Annotated in this window: 22 protein-coding genes and 1 riboswitch; of the genes, 6 read left to right on the top strand and 16 right to left on the bottom strand. The window is 71.6% G+C overall.

Annotated elements, in window-relative coordinates:
* Positions 1 to 495 (top strand): hypothetical protein (locus tag ACA514_RS16895; protein WP_375042076.1); only part of this gene is annotated, 495 nt, incomplete at its 5' end.
* Between the two features lie 294 nt (positions 496 to 789).
* Here ACA514_RS16895 and ACA514_RS16890 read toward each other — a convergent pair.
* The 9 genes from ACA514_RS16890 to ACA514_RS16850 all read right to left on the bottom strand — a co-directional run bounded on the left by ACA514_RS16890 (position 790) and on the right by ACA514_RS16850 (position 9,426).
* Entirely contained in the window at positions 790 to 1,380 is a 591-nt protein-coding gene (locus ACA514_RS16890; protein ID WP_375042075.1) for a phospholipid scramblase-related protein, read from the bottom strand.
* 271 nt (positions 1,381 to 1,651) lie between these two features.
* Positions 1,652 to 2,263 (bottom strand): dihydrofolate reductase family protein, encoded by a 612-nt coding sequence (locus ACA514_RS16885; RefSeq protein WP_375042074.1) that lies wholly within the window; start codon positions 2,261 to 2,263, stop codon positions 1,652 to 1,654.
* A gap of 257 nt (positions 2,264 to 2,520) precedes the next feature.
* Complete coding sequence (gene groL, locus ACA514_RS16880) at positions 2,521 to 4,152, bottom strand: chaperonin GroEL (protein ID WP_344276098.1); 1,632 nt, start codon at positions 4,150 to 4,152, stop codon at positions 2,521 to 2,523.
* Between the two features lie 906 nt (positions 4,153 to 5,058).
* Positions 5,059 to 5,448 (bottom strand): DUF5958 family protein, encoded by a 390-nt coding sequence (locus tag ACA514_RS16875; protein ID WP_375042073.1) that lies wholly within the window; start codon positions 5,446 to 5,448, stop codon positions 5,059 to 5,061.
* Positions 5,449 to 5,644: 196 nt separating this feature from the next.
* Positions 5,645 to 6,190 carry a dihydrofolate reductase family protein gene (locus tag ACA514_RS16870; protein WP_375042072.1) on the bottom strand — a complete coding sequence of 182 codons (546 nt, stop codon included), beginning with the start codon at positions 6,188 to 6,190 and terminating at the stop codon, positions 5,645 to 5,647.
* A gap of 86 nt (positions 6,191 to 6,276) precedes the next feature.
* The gene (locus tag ACA514_RS16865; RefSeq protein ID WP_375042071.1) at positions 6,277 to 6,477 is read right to left on the bottom strand and encodes a cold-shock protein; all 201 of its coding nucleotides are present in this window, start codon (positions 6,475 to 6,477) and stop codon (positions 6,277 to 6,279) included.
* 176 nt (positions 6,478 to 6,653) lie between these two features.
* Positions 6,654 to 6,932, bottom strand: coding sequence for a MoaD/ThiS family protein (locus tag ACA514_RS16860; protein WP_375042070.1), 279 nt, complete (start codon positions 6,930 to 6,932; stop codon positions 6,654 to 6,656).
* Between the two features lie 20 nt (positions 6,933 to 6,952).
* Positions 6,953 to 8,197 carry a threonine synthase gene (gene thrC / locus ACA514_RS16855; protein WP_375042069.1) on the bottom strand — a complete coding sequence of 415 codons (1,245 nt, stop codon included), beginning with the start codon at positions 8,195 to 8,197 and terminating at the stop codon, positions 6,953 to 6,955.
* Between the two features lie 16 nt (positions 8,198 to 8,213).
* Positions 8,214 to 8,355, bottom strand: a riboswitch (SAM riboswitch).
* Positions 8,356 to 8,466: 111 nt separating this feature from the next.
* Entirely contained in the window at positions 8,467 to 9,426 is a 960-nt protein-coding gene (locus tag ACA514_RS16850) for a cation diffusion facilitator family transporter (protein WP_375042068.1), read from the bottom strand.
* Between the two features lie 132 nt (positions 9,427 to 9,558).
* On the opposite strand from ACA514_RS16850, the gene ACA514_RS16845 reads away from it, so the two are divergent.
* Complete coding sequence (locus ACA514_RS16845) at positions 9,559 to 10,992, top strand: trehalose-6-phosphate synthase (protein ID WP_375042067.1); 1,434 nt, start codon at positions 9,559 to 9,561, stop codon at positions 10,990 to 10,992.
* Between the two features lie 47 nt (positions 10,993 to 11,039).
* Here the strand turns inward: ACA514_RS16845 and ACA514_RS16840 are convergent, their stop codons facing one another.
* Both ACA514_RS16840 and ACA514_RS16835 read right to left on the bottom strand, forming a co-directional pair.
* A complete protein-coding gene (locus tag ACA514_RS16840) occupies positions 11,040 to 12,083 on the bottom strand; it encodes a sulfotransferase (protein WP_375042066.1) in 1,044 nt (347 codons plus the stop codon).
* A 123-nt stretch (positions 12,084 to 12,206) separates the two neighbouring features.
* The gene (locus tag ACA514_RS16835) at positions 12,207 to 12,758 is read right to left on the bottom strand and encodes an RNA polymerase sigma factor (protein ID WP_375042065.1); all 552 of its coding nucleotides are present in this window, start codon (positions 12,756 to 12,758) and stop codon (positions 12,207 to 12,209) included.
* A 125-nt stretch (positions 12,759 to 12,883) separates the two neighbouring features.
* Here ACA514_RS16835 and ACA514_RS16830 point away from each other — a divergent pair, with 125 nt between their 5' ends.
* On the top strand, positions 12,884 to 14,983 hold the full coding sequence (locus ACA514_RS16830) for a serine/threonine-protein kinase (RefSeq protein WP_375042064.1): 2,100 nt from the start codon (positions 12,884 to 12,886) through the stop codon (positions 14,981 to 14,983).
* 26 nt (positions 14,984 to 15,009) lie between these two features.
* Here ACA514_RS16830 and ACA514_RS16825 read toward each other — a convergent pair whose 3' ends face one another.
* A complete protein-coding gene (locus ACA514_RS16825; protein WP_375042063.1) occupies positions 15,010 to 15,783 on the bottom strand; it encodes a helix-turn-helix domain-containing protein in 774 nt (257 codons plus the stop codon).
* A gap of 97 nt (positions 15,784 to 15,880) precedes the next feature.
* On the opposite strand from ACA514_RS16825, the gene ACA514_RS16820 reads away from it, so the two are divergent.
* Positions 15,881 to 16,846 carry an LLM class flavin-dependent oxidoreductase gene (locus ACA514_RS16820; protein ID WP_375042062.1) on the top strand — a complete coding sequence of 322 codons (966 nt, stop codon included), beginning with the start codon at positions 15,881 to 15,883 and terminating at the stop codon, positions 16,844 to 16,846.
* A 107-nt stretch (positions 16,847 to 16,953) separates the two neighbouring features.
* Positions 16,954 to 17,565, top strand: a complete 612-nt coding sequence (locus ACA514_RS16815; protein WP_375042061.1) for a PadR family transcriptional regulator — start codon at positions 16,954 to 16,956, stop codon at positions 17,563 to 17,565.
* A gap of 164 nt (positions 17,566 to 17,729) precedes the next feature.
* Here the strand turns inward: ACA514_RS16815 and ACA514_RS16810 are convergent, their stop codons facing one another.
* The 3 genes from ACA514_RS16810 to ACA514_RS16800 all read right to left on the bottom strand — a co-directional run bounded on the left by ACA514_RS16810 (position 17,730) and on the right by ACA514_RS16800 (position 20,563).
* On the bottom strand, positions 17,730 to 18,470 hold the full coding sequence (locus ACA514_RS16810) for a hypothetical protein (protein ID WP_375042060.1): 741 nt from the start codon (positions 18,468 to 18,470) through the stop codon (positions 17,730 to 17,732).
* A gap of 894 nt (positions 18,471 to 19,364) precedes the next feature.
* Positions 19,365 to 20,192: a trehalose-phosphatase gene (gene otsB, locus ACA514_RS16805; protein ID WP_375042059.1), complete on the bottom strand. Its 828-nt coding sequence runs from the start codon at positions 20,190 to 20,192 to the stop codon at positions 19,365 to 19,367.
* 20 nt (positions 20,193 to 20,212) lie between these two features.
* Positions 20,213 to 20,563 (bottom strand): DUF3263 domain-containing protein, encoded by a 351-nt coding sequence (locus tag ACA514_RS16800; protein WP_375042089.1) that lies wholly within the window; start codon positions 20,561 to 20,563, stop codon positions 20,213 to 20,215.
* Between the two features lie 450 nt (positions 20,564 to 21,013).
* Here ACA514_RS16800 and ACA514_RS16795 point away from each other — a divergent pair, with 450 nt between their 5' ends.
* On the top strand, positions 21,014 to 21,610 hold the full coding sequence (locus tag ACA514_RS16795) for a MarR family winged helix-turn-helix transcriptional regulator (protein ID WP_375042058.1): 597 nt from the start codon (positions 21,014 to 21,016) through the stop codon (positions 21,608 to 21,610).
* 10 nt (positions 21,611 to 21,620) lie between these two features.
* Here ACA514_RS16795 and ACA514_RS16790 read toward each other — a convergent pair whose 3' ends face one another.
* Positions 21,621 to 21,917 carry a hypothetical protein gene (locus tag ACA514_RS16790; protein ID WP_375042057.1) on the bottom strand — a complete coding sequence of 99 codons (297 nt, stop codon included), beginning with the start codon at positions 21,915 to 21,917 and terminating at the stop codon, positions 21,621 to 21,623.
* Between the last annotated feature and the right edge of the window lie 28 nt (positions 21,918 to 21,945).

The following is a 21,945-nucleotide window of genomic DNA, read 5'->3' as shown; positions in this document are numbered from 1 at the left end:
CATGTGTTAAGCACGCCGCCAGCGTTCGTCCTGAGCCAGGATCAAACTCTCCATCAAGGTCCAAACGACCACCCAGAAGGGGCGAACCCTCCAAGCAGCCAAACCTCAGGAAACAATCCCAGCAAACGCGATCCAAAGATCGCTTTGCCTCAAAGAAATCCCCACCATCTCCGAAGAGATGGCACGGGGCGATCCGGCCAACCGGCCGGACCGATAAAGGCACTGGCTTTTAACACGCTGTTGAGTTCTCAAGAAACGGACACCCACCGTGCTGGTCCCGCTTTCGCGTTTCCCGCCCCGGGGCGACTGCTCTTACTTTATCAGATCCGCTCGGAGTGTCAATTTCCGGGCTTTTCCGATTGCCTTTCCGGTCCGCTTGCGCGTCCCTTCCGGGCGGTGTCGCCATTTCATCAGATCCGGCTCGTTTTGCAAAATCGGGCCTTCTCCGACGCCACCACGGCACGGCTGACACGGCGAAGCCGCGTCGGCTGCTGAGTGGTGGTTCCCCTCCGGGCCGGCCGCCTTTCGGCGTCCCGCTCCCCGTGGGGCGAAGTGAACAGTATGCCCACCGACCGCCGACGTCAAACCGGCTCGCGACGATCGGGTGGGACGGTTCGGACGTCTCCGGCACCGGGCTACCCCATCAGGCCGCTGTGACCTTGGTGTTTGTCCTGGAACGCCCCGCCCGAAAGGGGCATTTCACGCGTTCTGTCCGGTCGAAAAAGATTTCCTTGCGGTGGCGCGCAGGAAGGAGAGCGCCCACCGCGGCCGGACGGGGTCGGGGACTCGTCAGGTGATGTCCTTCGACTCGTGCAGGCTCAGGTCCATCACGATGGCCGTCATCACCGCCATGGTGCGCAGCGGCTCGCGGACGGGATCGAAGATCTCGACGGAGTACTTGTCCGCCGTGGTCAGCAGGTGGGTGGCGAGCCCGGCCCACTTCTTGCGCACGTGCGCCACCTTGCCGCCGTCGGCGTCCGTCACCTCGAAGTTGTTGCGCGGCAGGTCCACCGCGACCGTGCCGAGCCGGCCGCCACCGGCGTCCCTGAGGACGTAGCGGCGGCCGACGCGCTCGGTGACGAACGAGCCGACGAGGGCGCCTTCGGAGTCGGAGACCTCTGTCAGCTCCCGTCCCCGCCGCTTGTCGACCACGAACAGCGGGGCGCCGCCGGGCGTGGTCAGCAGCACGACGTGGGCGTCGAGGTCCGACTTGCCCGGGAAGAGCGTCCGCAGCGTCTCCGCGCGACCCTTCTCCCCGGTCTCCCCCGCGACGGCCAGGACGGTGCCCTCGCCGTCGAGGACCCGGTATCGCGACTTGGCGAACGGGCCCCTGCGGGGCTGTTCCACCCTGAGCACCGGGGAGCTGAACACTTCGCTCACGCGTTCTCCTGCCTCATCGGCCGCTCACGCGGGCCGCCCTCCACGTCCGTCGCACAGCGCGGCTGACACGCCGTCCAACCGGCGATCCTTCCAAGCCCGGCCCCGCAGCGGAAGGTCTTTCGCCGTCCCGCTTCGGCACGCGAGTCCGCGGGGCCGGAACCGGTAGCCGTCTAACCTGGACGGCCATTGAACGATGTAGCGCCGAGGCGATGCTCCTGTACCCGCCGGTGACGCCGCAGGCGGGCACAGGGGGTTGCGCCGGACGCGCCGGTCAGGCGGGTTCGCCCTCGGCGGAGGCGCGGTCGTAGGTCAGGAACATCGCGCCGCTTCCCATCACGACGTGGTCGGTGAGGCGCCAGGTGCGCGCGCCGAAGGCGGCTCCGCGACCGAAGAGCGGGATTCCGGTCCCGATGGTGAGCGGTGCCATCTTGACGATGAGGCGGTCGATCTCGGGATACAGGGCACCGGCCAGGGAACCGCCGCCGACGATCCAGATGTCCTTGCCGTCCTCTCGCTTCAGCTCCCGCACCACCGCGACGGGGTCGTCCTGCACGACCTGGACGGCCGGGTCCGGGCTCTGCCGCAGCGTTCGCGAGAACACCAGGTGGCGCAGGTGCGGAAACGCGTCGGCGAGGCCCGCCTTCAGCCCGATCTCGTAGGACAGCCGGCCCTCTACGACGGTGTCGAAGCGGTCGCCTTCGGCGGTGATGCCGAGTGCCTGCCTCGCGGGGCCCGGCAGGGTCTCGGGGTATTCGGCGGCGAGGTACTCGATGTAGTCCTGCGGGATGGGCCAGAAGCCGTCCGGTCCGGTGGGGTCGGCGCCGTCGGGGCCGGCGACGAAGCCGTCGAGGGTGCTCGCGACGAAGTAGACGAGCTTGCGCAAAGGGACCTACCTTCTCCGGCCGACCGGCCATGGGTTCCGATTCGCTCCTCTTGGAGCGGTTTCGACCCATTATTTCGTCTCCAGTGCACGGAGACGTCCCCGCCGCCCGCGGCGCCTACCGGGACCGGCCGCCGGTCCCTGGGCGTACGAAAAGGGGCGGTTCCGCGAGGGAACCGCCCCTTTCGTCACCGGGTCGCCGGGCCGCCCGCGCGAGGACGCGCGGCCGGCCGGGAACGACCGTACGGCTCAGGACCTGATCAGAAGTCCATGCCGCCCATGCCGCCGGACGGGTCGCCCGCCGGGGCCGGGTTCTTCTCGGGCTTCTCGGCGATGACGGCCTCGGTGGTCAGGAACAGCGCGGCGATCGACGAGGCGTTCTGCAGCGCGGACCGGGTCACCTTGGCCGGGTCGAGGATCCCGGAGTCGAACATGTTGACGTACTCGCCGGTCGCGGCGTTCAGGCCCTCACCCGGGGTCAGGTTGCGGACCTTCTCCACCACGACGCCGCCCTCGAGGCCGGCGTTCACGGCGATCTGCTTCAGCGGCTCCTCCAGAGCGCGCTTGACGATGTTGGCACCGGTGGCCTCGTCGCCCGCGAGCTCCAGCTTGTCGAACGCCTTGGTGCCGGCCTGCAGCAGCGCGACGCCACCACCGGGGACGATGCCCTCCTCGACCGCGGCCTTGGCGTTGCGGACGGCGTCCTCGATGCGGTGCTTGCGCTCCTTGAGCTCGACCTCCGTCGCGGCGCCGGCCTTGATGACCGCCACACCGCCCGCGAGCTTGGCCAGGCGCTCCTGGAGCTTCTCGCGGTCGTAGTCGGAGTCGGTGTTGTCGATCTCGGTGCGGATCTGGTTGACCCGGCCCGCGATCTCGTTGGCGTCACCGGCGCCGTCCACGATGGTGGTCTCGTCCTTGGTGATGACGACCTTGCGGGCGCGGCCCAGCATGTCGGTCGTGGTGTTCTCCAGCTTGAGACCCACGTCCTCGCTGATGACCTGGCCGCCGGTCAGCGTGGCGATGTCGCCGAGCATGGCCTTGCGGCGGTCGCCGAAGCCCGGGGCCTTCACGGCCACGGACTTGAAGATCCCGCGGATCTTGTTGACCACCAGGGTCGCCAGGGCCTCGCCCTCGACGTCCTCCGCGATGATCAGCAGCGGCTTGCCGGACTGCATGACGCCCTCGAGGACGGGGAGCAGGTCCTTGTTGGCCGACGCCTTGCCCTGAACGATCAGGATGTACGGGTCCTCGAGGGTCGCCTCCATCCGCTCGGGGTCGGTCACGAAGTAGTGCGAGATGTAGCCCTTGTCGAAGCGCATGCCCTCGGTCAGCTCGAGCTCCAGACCGAAGGTCTGGCTCTCCTCGACCGTGATGACGCCTTCCTTGCCGACCTTGTCCATCGCCTCGGCGATCATCTCGCCGATCTGCGGGTCGCCCGCGGAGATGGACGCCGTGGAGGCGATCTGCTCCTTGGTCTCCACGTCCTTGGCGAGCTTGGACAGCTCCTCGCTCACCCGCTCGACCGCGGCCTCGATGCCGCGCTTCAGCGACATCGGGTTCGCGCCGGCCGCGACGTTGCGCAGGCCCTCGCGCACCAGCGCCTGGGCCAGCACGGTCGCCGTCGTCGTGCCGTCACCGGCGACGTCGTCGGTCTTCTTCGCCACTTCCTTGACGAGCTCGGCGCCGATCTTCTCCCAGGCGTCCTCGAGCTCGATCTCCTTGGCGATCGATACGCCGTCGTTGGTGATCGTGGGGGCGCCCCACTTCTTCTCCAGCACGACGTTGCGGCCCTTGGGACCAAGGGTCACCTTCACGGCGTCGGCGAGCTGGTTCATGCCGCGCTCGAGGCCGCGACGGGCCTCCTCGTCGAACGCGATCATCTTTGCAGCCATAGGCTCCTAGTCCTCCCGGAACAAGGTGGCTTTAAGGATCGAGCCGACGCCCGCGACGGACGGCCCCCGCTCCGGCGGCTGCCATTCCGCCACCGGACTGGGGCCTCATCGCCCCGACCCAGACTGTGAAGCTGTCACTCTCCACAGCAGAGTGCCAACCGTTTTTTAGCACTCTACCCTGCCGAGTGCAAGCGCCGTACATCCACGCCGCAGTCATCTTCATCGACCTGCCCGGACTCGCTCTGACCTGCGTCGGAGGGCCGCGGCTCGCCGCCGGACATGTGCCGATGTGATCCGGTGTGCGCGCTCGTGCGCCGGTATTCGCGGAACACGTGCCCGAGCGTGGGAGGTAGGGGTGGCGATCCGTTCCGCGCGTTCCGCGGCCGGAGTAGGAGGAGCCCCCAGCGCTGCATCAATGCGCCGGTTCATGATGTCCTCATCGCCGTCGATGCAGTGAGCATACGTGCTCTGCAACATGGCGATGGAGCGCCCAACACGAGCAGCGACGTTCGCCGCCGGAACCCCACCGCTCAGCCACAGCGACAGGCACGCGTGCCGCAGGTCGTACGGCCGTTCCGCCAGCGGTATAGCGAGCTGGGCAGGTGTGAGGACATGTTCATGAGCCCGCCGCCACACCGTTTCGTAACCGACGGGCGCCAGTCGGTTCCCGCGCTCGCTGCGGAACAGCCGACCGTCCTCAGCCGTCCCGAACTGCTCGATGTGCGCCCGCAGGATGGCGACCAGTTCAGGACTGGCCGGAACGGGACGCGGCCGCAGCCCCGCGAAGTACAGAGGTGCCGACCCACCCGAGAAGCGACGACCGGCACCGGGCAGGTCTCGTCGGGGCCGGGGGGAGGAAGGCGGGGGAGAACAGCGGCTACGCCGCTGGCCAAGGCACTTGCGGGATCAGGTCTGGAGGTGGTGCCAAGCATGGCCGCACCCATCGGCGCAACACCGCTCACGCCGTCGTTCATCAGCAACGGCAAAGAGGGCGACCAGCAGGCGGAATGCCTTAACCCGCTCGTCCTGCCGCAAGTTGATGATCTTTGCTAGTTGCTCCCCGACACGCCCGCGCGTGATCAGCACCGCTGGAGTGTAGGTGGGGCGGATTCCGGCCCTGCGGATGCTCTCCGGCCCGTCGTCGACGGTGGCGCGCGCCTGAAGGCAGAAGGCCGCGAGGGCGCGCAAGGCGTCGAACTGCTCAGTGTCGTTCAGACCGTCGAACCACTCGACGCCCTGAGCAATCGGAGATATCCCTTGCGCCAACTCGTTCAGGATGACCGCACGCTCGTTCATCCCTACCCACCTCACCACACGCACCCGATCTCGCACGGTCATCGAACCAGATCGCGAAGCGCGGAACCATCGCGGAACGGACGGCCCGTTCGTGCGTGGTGGGCCGTTCGTTCGCTGGTCGGGTGGGGGTTACTGCTGAACAGGCTTTGAGCTGCGTCGCCCTAGTCGTCGAGCGGTGCCGTCGATCTTGTGGCTGTCATTCGGGCTTCGGGCGGTAGCTCAGGAGTGTGACTCCCGAACGGTACGTCGTGCTGCCCGTCAGGGTCATGTGCACCGGCGGTTCGAGGGAGTGGAACGGACGCGTGCCGTGGCCGAGGACGACGGGGTGGACCCAGAACCGGATCTCGTCCACGAGGCCCTGGGTGGCCAGGTGATGCGCCAGTTCGCCGCAGCCGTAGGACACGAGGTTCCCCGTATAGCGCTGCTTCAGCTCGGAGATGGCCTCGGCGGGGGTGCCTTCGACGAGGCTGGCGTTCCATTCCAGCGGTCCCCGCAGAGTGCGGGAGATGACGAACTTCGGCATGCCGTTGACCCGGTCCGCGAAGCCGCGGGTGTCCGTGATGGTCGGCCAGACGCTCGCCAGGCCCTCGTACGTCTTGCGGCCGAGGAGGAGTGCGTCCGCGGCGAAGAGCTGGTCGAAGCTGCCGGAATCCTCGTGCTCGCCCGCCGGCGTGAACCACTCGTCGATCCGGTCGATCACGCCATCGACCGTCATCTGGGTGGAAACGATCACCTTGCCCACAGGACCTCCCTCAGGGTCGCCGTCCGTGCCGTCCCGTGTTGAGACCGGCGGGACCGGGCGAACTCATCGGTGATCCGCGGGTGGTGTCAGAGGGGGCGGACGGCGTCGGCCTGGGGGCCGCGGTCGCCCTGGGTGATCTCGAACTCGACGCGCCCGCCCTGTTCGAGGACGCGGTAACCGTCCATCTGGATCGCCGAGTGGTGGACGAAGACGTCACGGCCTCCGTCGACCGCGATGAAGCCGTAGCCCTTGTCGGCGTTGAACCACTTGACCGTGCCCTGCGCCATTCGCCAGCCCGCCGCTCGACCGTTCCCCGGCCCCGCCCCTGCCATCGCGGGACCGCGGATCATCCGCGTCTCCGCGGCGCTGCGCCGCGGGCGGGGTCGACTCGGCGTGATCGGAGTCGACCCTACCCGGCGGCCGCGACGGTGCCCGGAGGCGAAGGGCGGTTCGCCGGTGGCGGTCAGCCGCCGGCGACGGCGGGGATGATCGAGATCTGGGCGCCCGCGGGCGTCGCGGTGTCCAGGCCGTCGGCGAACCGGACGTCCTCGTCGCCCACGTAGACGTTGACGAACCGGCGGATCTTGCCGGCGTCGTCGAGGATGCGGGCCGAGATGCCGGTGTAGCTGGCCTCCAGGTCGGCGACCACGGCGCGCAGGGTGTCGCCCTCGGCCTTCACTTCCGCCTCGCCGCCGGTGTAGGTCCGCAGGATCGTCGGGATGCGGACGGACACGCTGCTCATGTGCTGGCTCCTTCTCGTTCTCAGGCGAGGCCGGCGGCGCGGAACGCCTCCAGCGTCGGGGCGATGTTCGCGCTCGGCTTGGCGACGGGGGCGACGGCGTCCAGCGTCTTCAGGCCGTCACCGGAGTTGATGATCACGGTCTCGGCGGACGGGTCGAGCGCGCCGGAGTCGACGAGCTTGCGCAGGCAGCCGACGGTGACGCCGCCAGCGGTCTCGCCGAAGATGCCCTCGGTGCGGGCGAGGAGGCGGATGCCCTCGACGACCTCGGCGTCGGTGACGTCCTCGACGGCGCCGCCGGTGCGGCGCGTCACGTCGAGCACGTAGGGGCCGTCGGCGGGGTTGCCGATCGCCAGGGACTTGGCGATGGTGTCGGGCTTGACCGGCCGGACGACGTCGTGGCCCGCCTTGAACGCGGCGGAGACGGGGTCGCAGCCGGCGGCCTGCGCGCCGAACACGCGGTACGGCTTGTCCTCGACCAGGCCGAGCTTGATCAGCTCCTGGAACGCCTTGTCGATCTTGGTGAGCTGGGAGCCGGACGCGACCGGGACCACGATCTGGTCGGGCAGCCGCCAGCCGAGCTGCTCGGCGATCTCGTAGCCGAGCGTCTTGGAGCCCTCGGCGTAGTACGGGCGGACGTTGACGTTGACGAACGCCCAGTCCTCCTGCTCGCCCGCGATCTCGGACGCGAGCCGGTTCACGTCGTCGTAGTTGCCGTCCACGGTGACGAACGTCCCGCCGTACACGGCCGTCGTGATGATCTTCTGCGACTCGAGGTTCGACGGCACGAACACCGCGCTGCGGATCCCGGCGCGGGCCGCGGCGGCGGCGACCGCGTTGGCGAGGTTGCCGGTGGACGGGCAGGCCAGCACCTTGAAGCCGAGTTCGCGGGCGGCGGCGAGCGCGACCGCGACGACGCGGTCCTTGAACGAGTGGGTCGGGTTGCCGCTGTCGTCCTTCACCCACAGGCGCTGCAGGCCGAGGCTCTCGGCGAGGTTGTCGGCGCGGACGAGCCGGGTCAGGCCGGGCTCGGTGTTGGGGGTGTCGGCGACGGTCGACGGCACGGGCAGCAGCCCGCGGTAGCGCCAGATGTTGCGGGGGCCGGACTCGATGCCGGCCCGGGTGATCCCGCCGAAGTCGTAGGCGATCTCCAGCGGGCCGAAACATTCTTCGCACGCGTAGAACGGGCCGAGATCGCGCTGGGAGCCGCATTCGCGGCAGACGAGGGCGGTAGCGGGTCCGAGGTCTGTGGCAGACGTGAGTGCCATGAGGGCGAGGCCTTTCTCCCCATCTTTCCTGCGCCACCTTGGTCGCAGGCCGGAGTTGGCACCATCTCCCGGCCGGCCTCGCAGGATCGCGAGCGCGCGTCAGCCGGGTGGTTGCCGGGGCTTCGCAGGGCCGGTCCCTCCACCCCTCTGGATGAGCGGTATTCAGTTGTGGTCGAGCCGTTTGAACTCGTATGCGAACTTTACATGACGTGACCGGATGGCAGACAGGCGGGTCCGGCCAGTGAGACGTTACCCGGAGGTGGTCTTGATCACGCCGGCTCGCCCGCGGCGTCCGCGGCGGGGGCGCCTCCGGGCCTGCGCTGGGTGGGGTCGAGGAAGACGTGCCGGACGATCGGGACGCGCTCCTTGAGCCGCCGGTCGATCTCGCCGGCGACGTCCTCGGCCTGGTCGGCGCTGATGTCGTCGGAGAAGTTGACCCGGGCGGCGACGAGCAGCTCGTCCGGGCCGAAGTGCATGGTGAGCAGCTCGTCGACGCCGGTCACGCCGGGCGCGGCGGCGATCTCGGCGCGGATCTCGCGCTGCGCGGCGGGGTCGGCGGCGCGGCCGATGATGAGGCCCATGCTGTCGCGGCCGAGCACGAACGCGACGACGACGAGGAGCAGGCCGATCAGGACGGAGGCGAGGCCGTCCCAGAACTGCGACCCGGTGAGCTGCCGAAGGACGAGCCCGGCGGCGGCGAACGCGAGGCCGATCATGGCGGCGGTGTCCTCGAACAGGGCGGCCTTGAAGGTGACGTCGGGTGACCGGCGGACGTGGTCGACGATGTCGCGGCCGTTGTCGCGGGTCTCGCGGCGCGCCTGCGTGAACGCGCGGACCCAGGACGTCCCCTCCAGCAGCGCGCCGAGGCCGAGGACGCCGTAGGCGATCCAGACGTCGCCCTCGGAGCCGCCGTGCCCGGTCATGGCGAGGACGCCCTCGAAGATGGAGAAGCCGCCGCCGGCGACGAAGATGCCGAACGCGGCGAGCAGCGACCAGAAGTAGCGCTCGTTGCCGTAGCCGAACGGGTGGCTGCGGTCGGGCGGGCGGGCGCTGCGGCGCAGCGAGGTCAGCAGGAAGCCCTGGTTGAGGGTGTCGGCGACGGAGTGCGCGCCCTCGGCGAGCATCGCGCTGGATCCGGCCAGCGCTCCGGCGATCAGTTTGGCGATGGCGAGGATCAGGTTCGCCGCCCCGGCGACGAGGACGGTCTTGGTCGTCTCGGACCGGCTCATTCCGCCCGGGTACCCGGTGCAGATCACCGTAATCACGGCGGGATCGGTACAGATGCCTGCCTTTCACGCGTCGCCGAACTCATCCCCCCGGCCACTTTGAAGCACCCCCGTCACAACTGAGACCCTGCCGGTATGAGCCAAGTGGTGGTGGCGTCCAACCGCGGCCCGGTGTCGTTCTCGCTGTCCGACGACGGCGCGCTGACGATGCGGCGCGGCGGCGGCGGCCTCGTGTCGGGCCTCGCCGGCGTGGCGTCCGGGCAGGACGTGCTGTGGGTGTGCGCGAGCCTCGGCGAGGCCGACCGGACGGCGGCGCGGCGCGCACCGGACGGGCGGATCGACCTCGCGGGGCACGACACCGGCGGCGCGGCCGTCCGGATGCTCGACATCCCCGCGGCCACCTTTCACCGGGCGTACAACGCGGTCGCCAACTCGACGCTGTGGTTCGTCCACCACTTGCTGTACGACACCCCGCGCAGCCCGCATTTCGACGCGCGCGCGCGGCGGGACTGGCAGTCCTACGAGGCGTACAACGCGGCGTTCGCCGACGCCCTTGCGCGAGACGCGGCACAGGGCGCGAAGGCGGCGATCCAGGACTACCACCTGTCGCTGGCACCGCGGATGCTCCGCGAACGGCGTCCCGACCTGAAGATCGTGCATTTCTCGCACACGCCGTGGGCGCCGCCGGAGTACTTCCGTCTCCTGCCGGACGACATCGGCGCGCAGATACTGCAAGGCATCCTCGGCGCGGACCACGCGGGGTTCCTCACCGAGCGGTGGGCTTCGGCCTTCCTCGACTGCTGCGAGGCGGTGCTCGGCGCACGCGTCGACCGCGCCGCCCGTACCGTCACATGTGGGGGCCATACGACGCGCGTGGGCGTGCACGGCCTCGGTGTGGACGGGACGGAGCTGCGTCAGCGGGCCGCCCAGCGGGACGTGGCGGAGCGAGCGCGGGCGCTGCGCGAGCAGGTCGGCGACCGGCAGCTCATCGTCCGCATCGACCGGACCGAATTGTCCAAGAACATCGTGCGCGGGCTGGCCGCCTACCGGGAGATGCTCGTCAACCATCCGGAGTGGCGCGGACGGGTGGTGCACCTCGCGTTCGCCTATCCGTCGCGCTACGACCTGCCCGAGTACCGCGAGTACACGGCGGCCGTGCAACGGATGGCCAAGCAGATCACCGAGGAGTTCGGCACCGCGACGTGGGAGCCGCTCATCCTCCAGGTGAACGACGACTATCCGCGGTCGCTCGCCGCCTATGGGCTGGCGGACGTGCTGCTGGTGAACCCGATCCGCGACGGGATGAACCTCGTCGCGAAGGAGGGGCCCGTCCTGTCGGAGCGGGGCTGCGCGCTGGTGCTGTCCCGCGAGGCGGGCGCGGCGGCGGAACTGTCGGAGGACGCTCTTATGGTGAACCCGTTCGACGTGTCCCAGACCGCGGAGACGCTGCACCAGGCGCTGCTGATGCCGCGCGACGAGCGGGCCGAGCGCTGCGCCCGGCTCGCCTCCGCCGCGACCGCCCTCCCGCCCGGGCGCTGGTTCGCCGACCAGCTCGCCGCGCTCGACTGACCCGCCGCTCGACTGACCCGCTACTCGGGTGCGTCCGGGCCGCCCGGCTAGTCCGGCCGCCCCTGCCGGGACGCGGCCGGAACGGCGGCGGCCGGGGCGAGGCGGCAGTCGACGGGGTTCGGCTCGTGCCGGCGCTGCCAGCGCTCGCGCAGGTCGGCCTTGCGGTGCGCCATGCGGCGGTGCGCGGCGGTCCGGGCGAAGCGGGCGAGCCGGGCGGTGGTCGGCTTGGGCAGCCCGCTGGGCTCGTAGCCGTACTCGGCGAGCCGGTCGCCGAACGCGGCCTCGGCGAGGCTGATCTCCCAGGCGGCCAGCCGCTGCGCCCAGGCTCCGACGCGGGTGGCGGTGACGGCGTCGCAGGTGAGGCCGTGCCACCGCTTCTGCGGCGGGACGGTCTGCTGCGCGAGGGCCTGCGGGGCCGCCATGGCCGGGTGGTAGTCCTCGCCGAGGAACTCGCAGAGCCGGGGCAGCTCGTCGGCGGGGTCGGCGACGAGCCGCTCGTACTGCAGTTCGTAGAAGGAGTCGGGGCCGAGGCGCGCGGCGAGCCGCCGGCCGGTGTCGATCGCCTCGCGCCACACGGAGATGGCGTGGTTGACGTCCTGGTCGTACCAGGGCATCTCCTTGAGGGAGGCGACGCAGTCCCGGCCGTCGCGGACGAGGTGGACGAACTGGGCGTCCGGGAACATCCGCAGCAGCGCGCCGGCGTAGCGGATGTAGCTCGGCCGCTTGTCGCCCCAGCGCGCCTTGCCGTGCAGCCGGGCGTAGGCGCGGAAGACGGCGCCGAGGGCGGAGCCGAGGGTGGGCGGCCCCGCGACGATCTCCTCGGTGATCTCGCGGGCGTCCAGGCCGAGGTCGCGGAACCGGGTGGCCGGCCGTGCGGTCAGCCAGTCGGCGAGCGCGCGCCTGTTCTCGCTGTCCGCGAGGTCACCGAACTGTGCCCGCGCCGTATAGGCGGGCAGCACGAACCGCGTCTCGGTGGGGATCGCGATGCGGGGATGCGCGTGCAGCATGAGCCGCAGCAGCGTCGTCCCTGAGCGCGGGCAGCCGAAGACGAAGATCGGTCGTTCGGACGGGGTGTCGAGGCCGGATGACATGCACCGCATGCTGGCGGAGGCGCCGCCGCCGGATCCGGCGACTGAACGCACGGTTGCCGCGCGATTACCGATGCTTGACGGGCGCCGGCCTGCGCGGGTTCCGGCGGCGGGGCGGCGGGAGGGTCAGGTGTAGGACTCTCCGAGCGTCTCGCGGAACTGCTTGCGGGCCTCGTGGATGCGCGACTTCACCGTGCCGAGCGGGAGCTTCAGCTGCTCGGCGATCTCCGCGTACTCCAGCTGCGAGACGTCCCGGAGCACGAGCGCCTGGATGAGGTCCGGCTTGCGGGCCTCCAGGTCCTCCATGGCGTCCAGGATGTCGACGCGGGAACCGGCGATGACGCTGGTCCGGTGCGGGTCGGGGCGCTGCTGCGGCAGCTCGCCGGCCTGCTCGACCGACCGGCGCTTCAGCGACCGGTAGGTGGAGCGGGCGGAGTTCGCCACCACGACGTGCAGCCACGTGCTGAACCGCGACCGGCCCTCGAACCGGTGGATGTTCCGCGCGACCTGCAGCAACGCGTCCTGGCACGCCTCCTCGGCGTCCTGCCGGCAGGGCAGGAACCGGGCGGTGTGCCGCAGCACGTCCGGTTCGATCTTGCGCAGCAGATCGTTGAGGGCGGCCTGATCGCCCTGGGCGGCCTTGACCGCCAGCTCTTCGGTCCGCTCATCGAATGCCATGCCGCGCCTCAATGCTCGTTCGCACACTCACCCCGTTTGTTGGGCATGATACGGGAGTGTCCTTCCCACCTACTGTCGGCCGTTACCGAATCGATCGCGTCCTGGGTTCCGGGGCGTTCGCCTCCGTGTGGCTGGGGCACGACGACGCGCTGGCCTCACAGGTCGCGATAAAAGTGCTGTCCGGAAGCCTCCTCGACGACCTCGACGTGCGCAACCGCTTCCTGGAGGAGGCGCGGATCCTGCGCCGCGCCGACTCCGAGCGGCTCGTGCGGGTGCACGACATCGGCGAGCTCCCCGACGGACGACCCTACTTCGTGATGTCCTACGCCGACCGCGGAACGCTCGCGGACCGGATGCGCGAACGGCCACTTCCGGTCAGCGAGGCCGTCGCGATGGCGGAGGAGATCGCCTACGGCGTCGAGGTGATCAACACGCTGGGCGTGATCCACCGCGACCTCAAGCCGTCGAACGTGCTCTTCCAGTCGACGCCGGACGGCGGCGAGAAGCTGCTGATCGCCGACCTCGGGCTGGCCAAGGCGCTGGCGCACGCGTCGGGGGCGTTCACGCTGCCGGTCGGCACCCCCGGGTACATGTCGCCCGAGCAGGCGCGGTTCGGCGGCGGGCTGGACGTGCGGGCCGACGTGTACGGGCTGGGCGCGCTGACCTACCACATGCTCACCGGGCGGGCCCCGGGCCCGGCGCCGGTGAAGTCGCCGCCGAGCGAGCTGCGCGAGGGGCTGTCGCCGGCGTTCGACCAGGTCGTGCTGCGGGCGCTGGAGACGGAGCGGGAGAAGCGGTGGCCGACCGCCGAGGCGTTCGCCGAGGCGCTGTCGACGCTGCGGCCGACGTCCGCCGGGGGCCCGGCCGCGCCGAGCGCACCGGCGCCTTCGGACGCGCCGCCGGCCGGGTACGCGCCGGCGGCGCCGCGGATCGAGCCCGACGAAACCCTCCAGGACTACTACCACGGCGGATCACGCCAGGACCGGCCGCCCGCTCCCGCCCAGGCGCCCGGGCCCGGGCAGACCATGGCCGCGGGGGGCCAGCCGGTGCAGGGACCGCCCGCGCAGGCGGGCGTCCCGCCGGAGCTGCGGACCCGGCTCGACCAGACGCAGGAAGCCGACGACGACCGCACCTCGGAGCTGCAATTCCCGCCGGGGCCGGGCGGGCCGGCGCCGGGCGGCGGCGAGCGGACGCTCGTGGACGACCCGGCCGGGCGCAGCGACCCGCGCGGACGCCAGGAGCCGCCGACCTCCCCCGACGACGACCGGACGCGGGGGTTCGGTCCCGCCTCGTACCCGTCCGCGCAGCCGCCTCCGCCCGTCCCGCCGAACCCGCAGACGGGCGGCGACAACAAGACGGCCGTGTTCCCGACGCAGCCACCGCCGCCGCAGCAGGGCGGCCCTCAGGGGGCTCCGATGGGGCCGGGGCCGGGCGGGCAGTTCGGCCCGCCGCCCACCGGCTTCCAGCCGCCCCCCGGCCCCGGCCAGAGCCAGGGCAAGGGCAAGGGCGGCGGTCTGCTCGGCAAGCTCAAGGGCTCCGGCGGCGGAGGCGCGTCCCGTCCGGGCGGGCCGCCCGGTCCGGGAGGTCCGGGCGGACAGGGCGGCGGCGGCTCGTCGCGCAAGTTCGTCACGCCGCTGATCATCACCGCGGTGGTCCTCGTGCTGGCGCTGGTCGTCGGGCTCGCCCTCGGCATGCTCTCGGGCGGCGGCGACGGCAAGGACAAGGCCGGCAAGGCGCCGAAGGTCCCGAAGGACTTCGTGGCGGTCGCGGACGCGTCCGGCAAGATCAAGACCGCGGTGCCGAAGGCGTGGCCGAAGCAGCAGGAGCAGACCTGGGTGCCGACGACCGTGCACCTGACCGACGCGGGCCCGCGCCCGGTGCTGCGCGCGACGCCGAACAAGCTGCAGTTCCTCGGGAACGGTGCGGGGCCGGGCGTGTTCATCGGCGTGACCACCGATGCCCAGCAGGGGCACCTGCCGCCGCCGACCGCGGCCGTGCACGCGCAGTGCACCAAGAGCCCGCCGCAGAACTACACCACGCCGGACGGGGCGCTGACCGGGACGATCATGCGGTTCACCGCCTGCAAGAGCGGGACGCCGACGGTGACCGAGGTCGGCCTCAAGGACAAGTCGGGCAAGTTCGGGGTGTGGATCCGGGTGAAGGAGACCGACAACCGGAACGCGACCAAGGACATCCTCGACAACCTGAAGGTCACCGGCCCCTGAGCGGCGTCCGGGCCGCCGCCGGGCCCTCACGTCCGGCCGGCGGCCCGCTTGGCGAGGATGGCGGCGGTCGCCTCGTCCACCGGGAGGAACGCCTCCAGCTTCAGCTCGGCGATGGTGACGTCGGTGGCCGTGGCGAACGTGGTGATGGTCGTCATGAGCCGCAGGTCGCCGTCCGGTGAGCGCAGGTGCAGCGGGACGGCGAAGCCGAGCGCGCCGGCCGGCTCCGTCCGCGGGCCGACGTACCCGGTGAGCTCCGCGTGGAGGGCGGCGAGCCGGTCGTCGGGGTCGCGCTGGACGGTGTCGCGCAGGGCGTCCAGGACGTGCCGCGCCCAGTCCGCGAAGTTGGCGACGCGCGGCGCGAGCCCGTCCGGATGCAGGGCGATCCGGTACGCGTTGACGGGCGGCCGGAGCAGTTCCGGTGCCATGCCCTCGGTGAGGACGCCGAACGCGGCGTTCGCGGTGACCACGTCGCCGTACCGGTCGACGACGATCGCCGGGTACGGCATGTGCGCGGCCAGGACATGCTCGATCGCCGTGCGGACGGGGGCGAGCGCGGGGTCGTCCAGGGGCGTCCGCGGGTAGACGGGCGCGTAGCCGGCGACGGTGAGCAGCTCGTTGCGTTCCCGCAGCGGCAGTTCGAGCGATTCCGCCAGCCGGACGACCATCGCCCGCCCCGGCTCGGAGCGGCCGCTCTCCAGGAAGCTGACGTGCCGCTGCGTCGTGCCGGCGCGCAAGGCGAGTTCGAGCTGGCTGAGGCGGCGATGGCGGCGGCGCTCGCGTAGCGCCTGAGGGAAGCTCACAGCAGCAGTTCTAGCCGCAGGACCAGCATCTCTGCCATTCCCCGCAGGGAATTGCCGGTGCACCGAGGGCTTCGCAGGATGGCTGCCCATGGACCGCATGAACCCTGTGAACAACGACGACATCCGCATCGGCGTCCTCATCCCCATAGGAAAGGCCCAGTGGGACGGGTCGGATCCACGCGAGCTCATCGCCTTCGCCGCACGCGCCGAGCGGCTCGGCTTCGACTCGCTGTGGGTGAACGACGGCATCACCGAGTCGCGTATCGAAGCACTGTCGATGCTGGCCGCCGCCGCATCGGTGACCGAGCGCGTCACGCTGGGAACGGCCGCGCTCATGGCGGTTCTTCGCCGTCCGGTGCAGGCCGCGCAGACACTCGCGTCGCTCGACCTGCTCTCGCAAGGCCGCCTTACCGTCACGGTAGGGGCGGGCTTCCCGGGCCGCTTCGGCAAGCCGATGTACGCGGCGTCTGAGGTTCCGTGGGAGAGGCGGTTCACCCGGCTGGACGAGACGGTGTCGCTCTGGCGGCAGCTGTGGCACGAGCCGGAGAACAAGTCGTTCCACGGCCGGTTGCTGCACTTCGACGATCTGCCCGCCATGACGGCGCCGTTCCGTACGGACGGGCCGCCGATCTGGCTGGCCGGCATCACGCCCACCGCGCTGTCCCGCACAGGACGCATGTACGACGGATGGCTCCCCTACCCTCCCGACCCCGCCGACTACAAGGCGGCCTTGGCCGGCGTTCACCGCGCTACGGAGGAGCATGGGCGCGCTCAGGACGCCGTGACCCCGGCCCTCTTCGCGTCCGTCCTGGTCGAGGACGACCCGGTCAAGGGGAACCGGACCCTGGAGCGGTTCGCCCTCGCCAACTACGGGCTGCCGCTGGACCAGGTGCGGCAGATCCAGGCCGTGGTCAGCGGAGGCGCGGACGAGGTCGCGGCGCGGCTGTCGGAGTACACGGCCGCGGGCGCCCGGCATCTCGTCCTGCGGCTCGGCGCGACCGGCCTCGGCGAGATCGGCGAGCAGCTCGACCGGGTCGCCGATCTCCTTCCCCGGCTGCGCTGAGGGCCGCCCCGCGACCCGGGAGTTGCATCGCGAGCAGTTCCGATATATCGTTAATGCATCGCAACCGATCACGACTGGCGCGATCGGACCTAACGAAGGAGACAGCGATGCGTGAGCACACCATGAGAAGGCGCGGCCCCGGCGGACCCGAAGGACGCGCGCGCCGCGGAGATCCGTTCGGCCCGTGGGGCCCCGGCGGCCCGGGATTCGGTCCCGGCGGTCCCGGCGGTCCCGGCTTCGGCCCCGGCCACCACGGACGCGGGCGCGGCCGGCGAACCCGGCGCGGAAACGTCCGCGCGGCACTGCTCGCCCTGCTCAACGAGCGGGCGATGCACGGCTACGAGATGATCCAGGAACTGGACGAGCGCACCGGCGGCGTCTGGCGGCCGAGCCCCGGCTCGGTCTACCCCACCCTGCAGATGCTGGAGGACGAGGGCCTGGTCACCAGCCAGGAGGAGGGCGGCAAGCGGCTGTTCTCCCTCACCGACACCGGCCGCGAGCTGGCCGCGGCGCAGACCACCGCCCCCTGGGACGAGGTCACCGAGGCCGCGGGCGCGAACGCGCTGCGCGAACGCGAGGCGCTTGGCCAGCTCTTCGGCGCCATGAAGCAGGTCATGGCCGTCGGCAGCGACGCCCAGAAGGCGCGCGCTCTGGACGTCATCAACGACGCCCGGCGCCGCCTCTACGGGATCCTCGCCGATGACCCCGAGGCCGAGTAGCCGCCCTCGCGGGTCCGCGCCCGTAGGTCCTTTGACCCTGCGGCCGCGCGCCCCCAGGCAGGCCATCGGCCGACGACGCCGTGGCCGTCCGGATCACCCGGACGGTCACGGCGTCCGCACGTCCGGCCCCCCTTGCCATTCGGGGGCTGGATTGGCATCCCCGCTTACTTGCCGCCGCTGGGGAACGGCACCTGCTTGGCGAGCTGGTCGGCCATGTACAGCTGCTTCCAGACGTACAGGCCCATGTCCGAACGGGTCAGCCGGCGCGCGACCGGCACGTCCACCGTCGCGCGGACCAGGTACGACGCGCCCGGTGACAGGTACTTGTCGCCGCCGTCCCCCGCGATGAGGTCGCCGCCGGCGAGCTTCCGCACGACCCGGCTCTGCGTCGGCGGCGTGCACATGTCCTCCGGCACGCCGGCCTGCGGCATGCACCGTCCGCGCGCCGTCTTCGTGACGAGGTCGCGCTTGACGAAGATGTCGCCGGGGTAGTCCAGCAGGACCTTCTGGCCGGTCGGGTTCGTCAGCACGTACTCGATGTAGGCGAACGACGTCCCGGACGGCGGCGACGACTGGAACGTGGTCACCACGCCGTCGTCGCTGACGCCGCCGCCGACCGCCGCGAGCCGGTACTTGGACCCGTCCGCCGTGCCCACCTCGACGGGCGTGCCGGTGCGCGGCAGCCGCGCCGACCCGCCGGCCGGCCGCTGCTCCGCCGTGGTCGGCGCCAGCCCGCCGTCGTCGTCCTTGCCGCCGCCGGACCCCGGCGCCAGCAAGAGCCCCGTCGTGACCAGGGCGGCGAGCGCGAGCACTCCGCCCGCGATCAGACCGCCGCGGCGGCCACCGCGGCCACCGCGCCCGCGGGACCGCTCCTGCCGGGCGCGGGCCCGTGACCCGAGCCGCACCTGAACGCCACTGGTCTCTCGCGCACCCATCGGACCGGGGCCGGGCCCTTCATCAGCCGCCTCCCCGCGCCGCGGGACGTCGCGCGCCGCGAAGTCATCTTGCGCGGCGGGTACATCGGACCAGGCCATGTCGCCCCGGGACACGCCGCCCTGCACGGGCCCCGTCGAACCCACGCCATCTGCGGCCTGCATGGGTCCCGTCGAACGAATGGGCCCAGTGGAACGGACCGGCCCCGTCGTGCGGACCGGCCCCGTCGTGTGGACGGGCCCTGGCGCTGACACAGGTCCGGAAGGTTGCGCGAGCCCTGACTGCTGCATGGGTCCCGACGATTGCATGGGTCCCGTCGTATGGACCGGCCCCGGCGCCGGCACGGGCCCGGACGGTTGCACAAGCCCGGGCGGTCGCACAGGCCCCGACTGTTGCGCGAGCCCGGGCGGTTGCGCGACCACCCCCGGTTGCGCGGGGCCGGGCGGTTGCGTCGGGCCGGTGGGCTGGGGCGCGGGTACTGGTCCCCAGGCTTGGGGCGGTGTCCCCGCGCCGGGCGGCCCGCCGGCGTACGGCCCGCCGGTCGAGGGCGCGTGGACGATCGGGCGTGCCGGAGCGCCGGGTGGGATGGGCGCGCCGGGCCCGGCCGGCGCGCCCGGTGCGGGATCCGCCGCCGGGGCGGCGAAGCCGCGCGGCGGCGTGTCCCGAATGTCGCCCGGACGGCGCGGGATTCCCGGATCCGTGTCCACCGTCCAACCTCCCGTGGTCGCTCGCGTGGCCCCCCGATGAACCACACATACCGCAATCCACCTTATTTTGGCGCAATTAGACGTTGCGTCCACACCTGCCACAAGAGTCACGCGAGATGCGACAAATCTGGTTACGGCACTTGTCACTCCGGCGTGGAATCAGCCGTCGAGCAGCGTCCCGAGCAGCTCGACGACCCCCGCCGGGCCGTCCACGACCACGTCGGCGCGCTCGGCGAGCTCGGTGACCTCGTTCGAGCCGCTGCACACCGTGACGCCCGGCACACCCTCGGCGCGCAGCGCGTCCACCGCGTCGAACGCCGCCAGGTCGCCGAGGTCGTCGCCGGCGAACAGCACGGCGGACGGGGACGTGCCGCGCCCGGCCGCGAACGCGTCGGCGAGCGAGCGCAGCGCCCGCCCCTTGTCCACACCCGGTGGGCGGAGCTCCAGCACGTACCGGCCGGGCTCGACGGCGAGCCCGGTGCGCTCGGCGAGCGCCGCGATGATGCTGCGCAGCCGGTCCAGCGCGACCTGCGGCTCGGCGCAGCGCCGGGTGTGCACGACGAGCGCGTGCGTCTTGTCCTCGACGAACGTCCCGGGCGGGGCGCCCGCCGCCTCCAGCACGCCGGGCAGCTTCGCGCGCGCCTCGGCGATCCCGGGCGGCGGGTCGGGCTCGGTGAGCACGCCGGACTCCCAGCGTTCGAGCCCGTACTGGCCGAGCACGACGAGCCCGTTGACGCCCTCGAAGCCGCCGTACTCGACGGCCACGGCGGCGGGCCGGCCGGTGATGATCGCCAGCGCGCCCACCCGCGGGGCCAGCCGGGCCAGCGCCGGCGCGGCCCCGGGATGGGCCCGGGCCGCGGCGGGATCGTCCACGATCGGCGCGAGGGTGCCGTCGAAGTCGAACCCGAGCACGGCCCGGGAGGGATCGGTGCGGATCGCGTCCAGGCCGTCGGCGCCGACGGCCGTCACAGAGCGGGGAGAGTTCACGCCGACCTATGGTGGTCGACTTACGGCCGGATGCCGAGCCGCCGCGCGGCGCGCTGCCGCTGCCGCTGCGACCGCATCCGGCGCAGCCGCTTGACCAGCATCGGGTCGCACTCGAGCGCCTCGGGCCGGTCGATCAGGATGTTCAGGAGCTGGTAGTACCGCGTCGCCGACATGTCGAAGGTCTCGCGGATGGCCTGTTCCTTGGCTCCGGCGTACTTCCACCACTTCCGCTCGAAGGAGAGGATCCGGCGGTCGCGCTCGGAGAGCAGGTCGGCCGGGAAGACGGCGTCCTCGTCGAGGCCGTCCTCACCGGTCGCGGATGGGTCGGTCGCTTGGTCGGTCACGCGTTTCAGGGATGAGTCGTCGTCCATGCCGCCGTCGCCGCCGTCCTGGGGAGGGACGTCGCCGGGGACGTCGCCGGGGGCGTTCGCCGCTCGCATCAGGTCCCCTCTGTGGTCACTGATCCCGGGTCGTCCGGGTTCGGCCGGGTGCCATGCTACGCGTCCGGGCCGACATCGTCCGGCGGTTCCGGGGGAACGCGGGCCGGTCGTTCAGTGCACCACATCCCGCTTCACCTGCGGCTCTCCATTGTCCCGTGTCCCAGGCCGCACCGCGGGCACGCCGGTCACCGCAGTCCCGGATTCGGCCCTGACGGGCGAGATAAAGGGTGCATAAAGAACATATGCACCGTACAGCCGTTAGAGTTGAGGGCGCGCACCGTCCGCTGTCCGCGGTGGCAGGAACCGAACGGGAGACCCTTGCATGGCGACGGACACGCCCCGCCACGAGACCGCAGGCTGGACGACGGTCCGAGGCGCCCGGTGAGCGGCGACCGGCCGGACCCCGTCCTCGCCGCGATCGGGGCCGCCCTGTTCCACCTGCGCCGGGTCTGGATCAAGCCCGACATGATGAAGCGGATCCGTGCGCGCACCGCCGGCGGCCCCGGCGGGCGGCCCCTGCAGATCTCCAACCTGATGGTGGTGAACGCCGTCGCCGCGCTCACCGACGACCCGCCCCCCGAACCGTCCGGCGAACCGTCCCTCGACACCGCCGACGAAGCCGTCGGCGAGGCGTCCTGCGAGATCACCGTCGGCGCCGTCGCGGACCGGCTGGAGATCGACCCGTCCACCGCCAGCCGCCTGGTCGGGCACGCCATCGACGCCGGGCTGGTGTCCCGGCGCCCCTCCCCCGTCGACGCGCGCCGCGCCAACCTCGGGCTGACCGACGCCGGGCGCCGGGTCAAGCAGGTCGCCGACCGGTACCGCCGCGCCTACTACCACGGGCTGATGAACGACTGGACCGACACCGAGCGCGCCGAGTTCGCCCGGCTGCTCACCCGGTTCGCCGACGCCGCCGCCCGGGACCCGATGGACCCGGACGGCATCGACAAGATCTTCGAAGAGGCCGGGCTGGACTGACCGCGGCCGGTCAGCCGCCGTTGCGCAGCGTCGACTGCCGCATGAGGTACTCGTCCTCGTCGATCTCCCCGCGCGCGAACCGCTCGGCGAGGAGCGCCTGCGCCTTCGCCAGCGGGTCGGGCGCGGCGGACGCGGACGCGGAGGCGGCGGACGCGGCGGCCGTCGCCGTCCTGCTCCGGATCAGGTAGAACCCGGTGCCGAGGACGGCCAGCCAGAACAGCCCGAACATGATCGGGAAGATGGGCCAGTAGCCGGGGGCGCCGCCGTCGTGCCACGGGCCCGGATGCGTCGCGAGTGTCGTCACCATCGTTCATCGACCTTCCTGTGAGCGGATG

The organism is Actinomadura sp. NTSP31, from assembly GCF_041951385.1.
Taxonomy (GTDB): domain Bacteria; phylum Actinomycetota; class Actinomycetes; order Streptosporangiales; family Streptosporangiaceae; genus Spirillospora; species Spirillospora napierensis.
The sequence above is the reverse complement of the archived record's forward strand: the minus strand, read 5'-3'. Positions and strand labels throughout refer to the sequence as shown.